The 4,344-nt window shown below is 40.9% G+C and carries 3 protein-coding genes; 1 reads left to right on the forward strand and 2 read right to left on the reverse strand.

Features of this window, described 5'->3' with window-relative positions:
* Positions 1–1,315 (forward strand): O-antigen ligase (locus tag H6S82_RS20325; RefSeq protein WP_206756880.1); only part of this gene is annotated, 1,315 nt, incomplete at its 5' end.
* On the opposite strand, the gene H6S82_RS20330 is transcribed toward H6S82_RS20325, so the two are convergent.
* Together H6S82_RS20330 and H6S82_RS33655 are read right to left on the reverse strand one after the other, a co-directional pair.
* A complete protein-coding gene (locus H6S82_RS20330; protein ID WP_190463732.1) occupies positions 1,312–2,913 on the reverse strand; it encodes a glycosyltransferase family 39 protein in 1,602 nt (533 codons plus the stop codon). The genes H6S82_RS20325 and H6S82_RS20330 overlap by 4 nt on opposite strands.
* A 243-nt stretch (positions 2,914–3,156) precedes the next feature.
* A complete protein-coding gene (locus H6S82_RS33655; RefSeq protein WP_242057040.1) occupies positions 3,157–3,903 on the reverse strand; it encodes a PEP-CTERM sorting domain-containing protein in 747 nt (248 codons plus the stop codon).
* Between the last annotated feature and the right edge of the window lie 441 nt (positions 3,904–4,344).

Here is a 4,344-nt window from a genome sequence, read left to right on the forward strand (position 1 = left end):
TCTACAGCGAGATAAAAAGATGAAAAATCTGATCAAGCTAGCAGAAGATGGGTTTGTATTTTTAACAATCTTAGCGGCGACAAACGCTTTTGAACCTATAGAACCCTGGGGTAGCTTATTAAGAAGAGTTTGGTATTTAATCAATCCTTTCACGCTTTTGATCGTGATATTGCGGTGGAAACAAATTCTTCGCGTGGCGGCGAAAGACAAATTTATCCTAACCCTAGTGGGAATTGCCATTATCTCAGCTTTGTGGTCTGAACTACCTGGGGAAACAGTATATGAAAGTTACGAATTGGTATGTACTACCCTATTTGCTTATTACCTAGCTTACCGTTGTAAAAACTTACGAGGGTTGCTAAAAATGTTGGCTTTACCCTTGGGCTTCGCAGCTTTGACCAGCTTATTTTATGCTGTAGCCATGCCTTCTGTCGGGGTAATGCAAGCCAATCAAGCTGGCGGAAACCATACGGGATCTTGGAAAGGAGTCTTCGTACAAAAAAACATTATGGCTAGGGCCATGAGCGTCGCCGTAATAGTTTTTTTATGTCACGATCGAACTAACCGCAAGTACAGCCAAATCTGCTGGTTTGTGTTTGCCATTTCAGTCATCTTGGTAAAGTTTTCCAGATCTGGAACAGGTTTTATTACTATCATCGCCTTAATCGGTTTGTTTCCCCTCTACAAAGCTTTACGATGGAACTTTGTCCTGATCCTACCTATCTGCCTGATGGGGTTATTATTAGGGGGATCTTCCACCGTATGGCTGGTAGATAATGCCGCAGAAGCAGCTGCTTCCATAGGCAAAGACCTAACATTTAGCGGCAGGGATAAATTGTGGGAAGCTGTATTTGATAAAATCTGGGAGCGTCCTTTGTTGGGGTGGGGATACGGCGCTTTCTGGAGTTGGGAAAGTGGAGGCGCTCACGTATGGCGATCGCTCGGTTGGGACCCACCCCACGCCCATAATGGAGTAGTACAAGTTTGGGCAATTTTAGGCTTATTAGGTCTATCGATATTTTTAATGGGATATATCAGCACCTACATCCGAGCGCTAAATTGGGCGCGATTGACCAAAACACCATCTGGTATTTGGGCGTTGGAATACCTGACATTTATGTTTATATTCAACGTCAGTCAAGACTTAACTCCCGAAGGAAAGAGTATATTTTGGATTATTTATGTCGCCACCAGTGTATTAATTGGTATCCCATCCAATGAAGAAAGCGAAATCGATCCCAAACAATCAAACAAGAAAACTTTATCCGAGCGAAAAGTTCCCGATCGGTTTAACAAAAGGTATTTGAAAAATTAATTGACTGAATTAGTAAAGTTAGACTTTTTTTCTAACTTCCAAAGATGATCTTGGAACTTGCCTAACTCTTGCATTGGCTTACTCTGATAACTTTGTTCCTTATCCAGTTCCATTCGCAGTTCGTCAGAAGGCTTATATAAAAAAACATCGCTAAAACCTTGGGAAATTTGAGGTACGTTTGGTTTAACTAGCAACTGAAGCCGGACTTTTGGATCGAGCAGATAGCTGAGAGCAAAAATCGGCTCTGGATTCGTATCGCTGACTAAAAGTGGATGATTAGCTTGGTTGATAATACGAGCTATTGCAGGAAGTTCAGAGGCATCCTTATTCCACCAAACTTGTGCTTGCGAACTAATTGCACAAGATAAAACACCAGCAGAAAAAATAGCGATCGTCACTATCTGCCACAGCTTTTGCTGCCAAACTTTAAGAGGCACAAAAGTTATTTTTGAAGCTAAAAGGAATGCAACAGCTAGCTGAATACTCAAATAACAGGGAAGTAAATAGCGGGCAATTCCCGAACGGCGTCCCCCCAAAATTAAATCTGGTAATACCAGGGGAATAGCACAGACTATTATTAATGCCAAAATAAATAACTTTTCTCGTTTAGATCCCCGGCTATATAGAAATAAAATCGCATATCCGATCGTAATTAACAAAATTAAGATGAATGGAATCAAGGGAATTATACGGCTCAAAGAATCGTCTGAACCAATACCAACATCAAAAAAAATGCGGCTTAGATTACCAAGCCACATATTAAACAAAGAAAACAGGCTAACTTCCCTCGATGTCCACCTAGTTCTTTTATTAAATTCAGAAAAATTGCTAATAACAAATAAAATCCAGGGCGTGAAAGCTATGTAACCTACAATTAATGCCACTAGATAAGCAGTAAACTTTTTAGTAAATCGGCAACCTTCTACAAAAAATACATATATTCCTTGTCCAATGTTCACCAATCCCGACAACAGAAATGTATAGAGTCCTAGCACCACAGTTGCCGCATATATAATCCAACTAAACTTAGTTTGGATTCGCATCGCTCGCAGCAGAGCCGCACTAGATAGTAAAATAGTTACCGTCCACAAACTATAGGGTCGCGCTTCCTGCGCGTACAGCACTTGAAAGGGCGAAATAGCTATTACTCCAACTGCCATCCAAGCAACTAACGGTAACTCAAATAATTCTCGACATAGCCAATAAATACAAGGAAAAGCAAACAAACTCAAAATTGCAGACAAACTGCGAATTATCGCCACCGAATCACCAAACCATTGTACCCAAAATCTGGCCATCAAAAAGTAGAGCGGCGGCAGATGTGGTTCTTCCGTTGCCAATCCTTTGATAGTGTCGATCGGACTTTTTTCAGAATTAATATGTTGAAATTTGTTTAAATCTTCAATCCGAATTTCTTTCCCATTAAAAACTTGCCGATTTAATTCAGCTTTAGTATATCCAGACATCCGCAATGAAGTATAAGTCTCATCTCGCCAGTAAATTTTTTTATCTATATTTATAAATCTAAAAAATATCCCCAATATAATAAGGATAATAATTAAAATTCGTAACCTATCTTGAGTTGATTTTATAGCCATCTTATGTATTTCAGCAGTTCAGAGGGCAGAATCAAATTTAGTCGATCTTCTGCCACAATTGATAGCAACCAAACTAATTCTAAATATAGCATCCAAGGTTTTTTGTCCTATTCAGTATTTATACTGAATAAGCAAGCCAGCCCTATAATAGATACATTTATACAAAATAGCTGATACAATAGCCCAAAGTAACTACTGTATCAGCCGATCTGTTATTTAATCCCAACTAGGTTAGTTAGTTAATTAAGCTTGATGAGCTTTCCGACGACGAGAGAAAGCAAGCGCTCCACCTACCAATCCCAGACCAGCCAAGGTAGCAGGCTCAGGTACGGAAGCAACTGATGAGATTTTTGCTTTCAACATAAAGTCGTTGTGATCGATGTGTTGAGCGCCGCCCGCTCCAGCTGGTGCATAATCTTCCCAGGCTAACAGCATTTCACCACCAGTTAAGTCAAATGGTGAGCTAGTTAAGTTTTGTAGTTTACTGTTTGTGCTGTAGCCTGCGTGCTGATACTTTTGGGGGCCACCAGTCCAGGCTAAATCGTTATATAGTGCATCTTGGGTCGCCGCAGCAGCAGTATAAACAGTTTTTGCTGTAGCAGCAGTTAACGTGCGGCGAGAATCTCCATTCGTAGGAATCTGGTCAAGAAACATGGTATACTGCTTTCCAGCCAGGAAGGTAAAGCTGTTTGTACAAGTTGTCACTGCTTTGCCTGCGCCACAAGTTCCCTGGAAATCTCTCGCATTAGAGTTCCCATCGGAAATTGCTACTTCTGACAGCATATCTGACTTAGTGCCAGTTGCCAGTTCCTTAATACCGAATACTTCCTTCCAACCACCATGAGATTCAAAGAAAGTAAAGTCCACAGTGGTGTCAGTTGCAAAACTAATTGGATCTCCAAAACTGAAGGCTTGTGCGGGAGCAGAAGCGACACTGAATACAGCGCTAGCAGCAGCGGCGGTAGTAAGTAGGCGTTGTTTGAGATTCATGATAACCGTCCTAAAAGTGGTGACAGGTATAACTTAGTAAAGATGATTTTGACTAAGAGGTGGCCTAGCTATTGTCCGAGTTCTATGGATCTGTTCCACAGGATACTGGTTAGATCTAGAGACACCTTCTCTTAGCTAATATAAGCTGACAGTTGGCGCTCTCCTTGACTTACCCCGACAGTTAACCCCTCGACTTATCTCGTTACAATCTATTACTAACCGACTTAGCACCCTAATGTCCAGAGATTTGACGCAGCTTTATCTACTCTTTAAAAATTTCTCTGCCTGTGTAAACGCTTGGTAGATTAAATCCGCTTGGGGATGGTAAATCATCTGTCTTCTCCGTATTTTTACTGGGATTTTGATTATTCAATAGTTAAGCAGACTCAAAGCAAGGCATTCTCCTCCTTTGGAGCGATAGGGGTTTTACGTATTACTGAC

Source organism: Planktothrix sp. FACHB-1355 (genome assembly GCF_014748295.1).
Lineage (GTDB): Bacteria > Cyanobacteriota > Cyanobacteriia > Cyanobacteriales > Aerosakkonemataceae > Aerosakkonema > Aerosakkonema funiforme_A.

Coding starts and splice junctions, on each gene's coding strand:
- H6S82_RS20330 (WP_190463732.1), bottom strand. CDS start 2,913: ATGGCTATAAAATCAACTCAAGATAGGTTACGAATTTTAATTATTATC.
- H6S82_RS33655 (WP_242057040.1), bottom strand. CDS start 3,903: ATGAATCTCAAACAACGCCTACTTACTACCGCCGCTGCTGCTAGCGCT.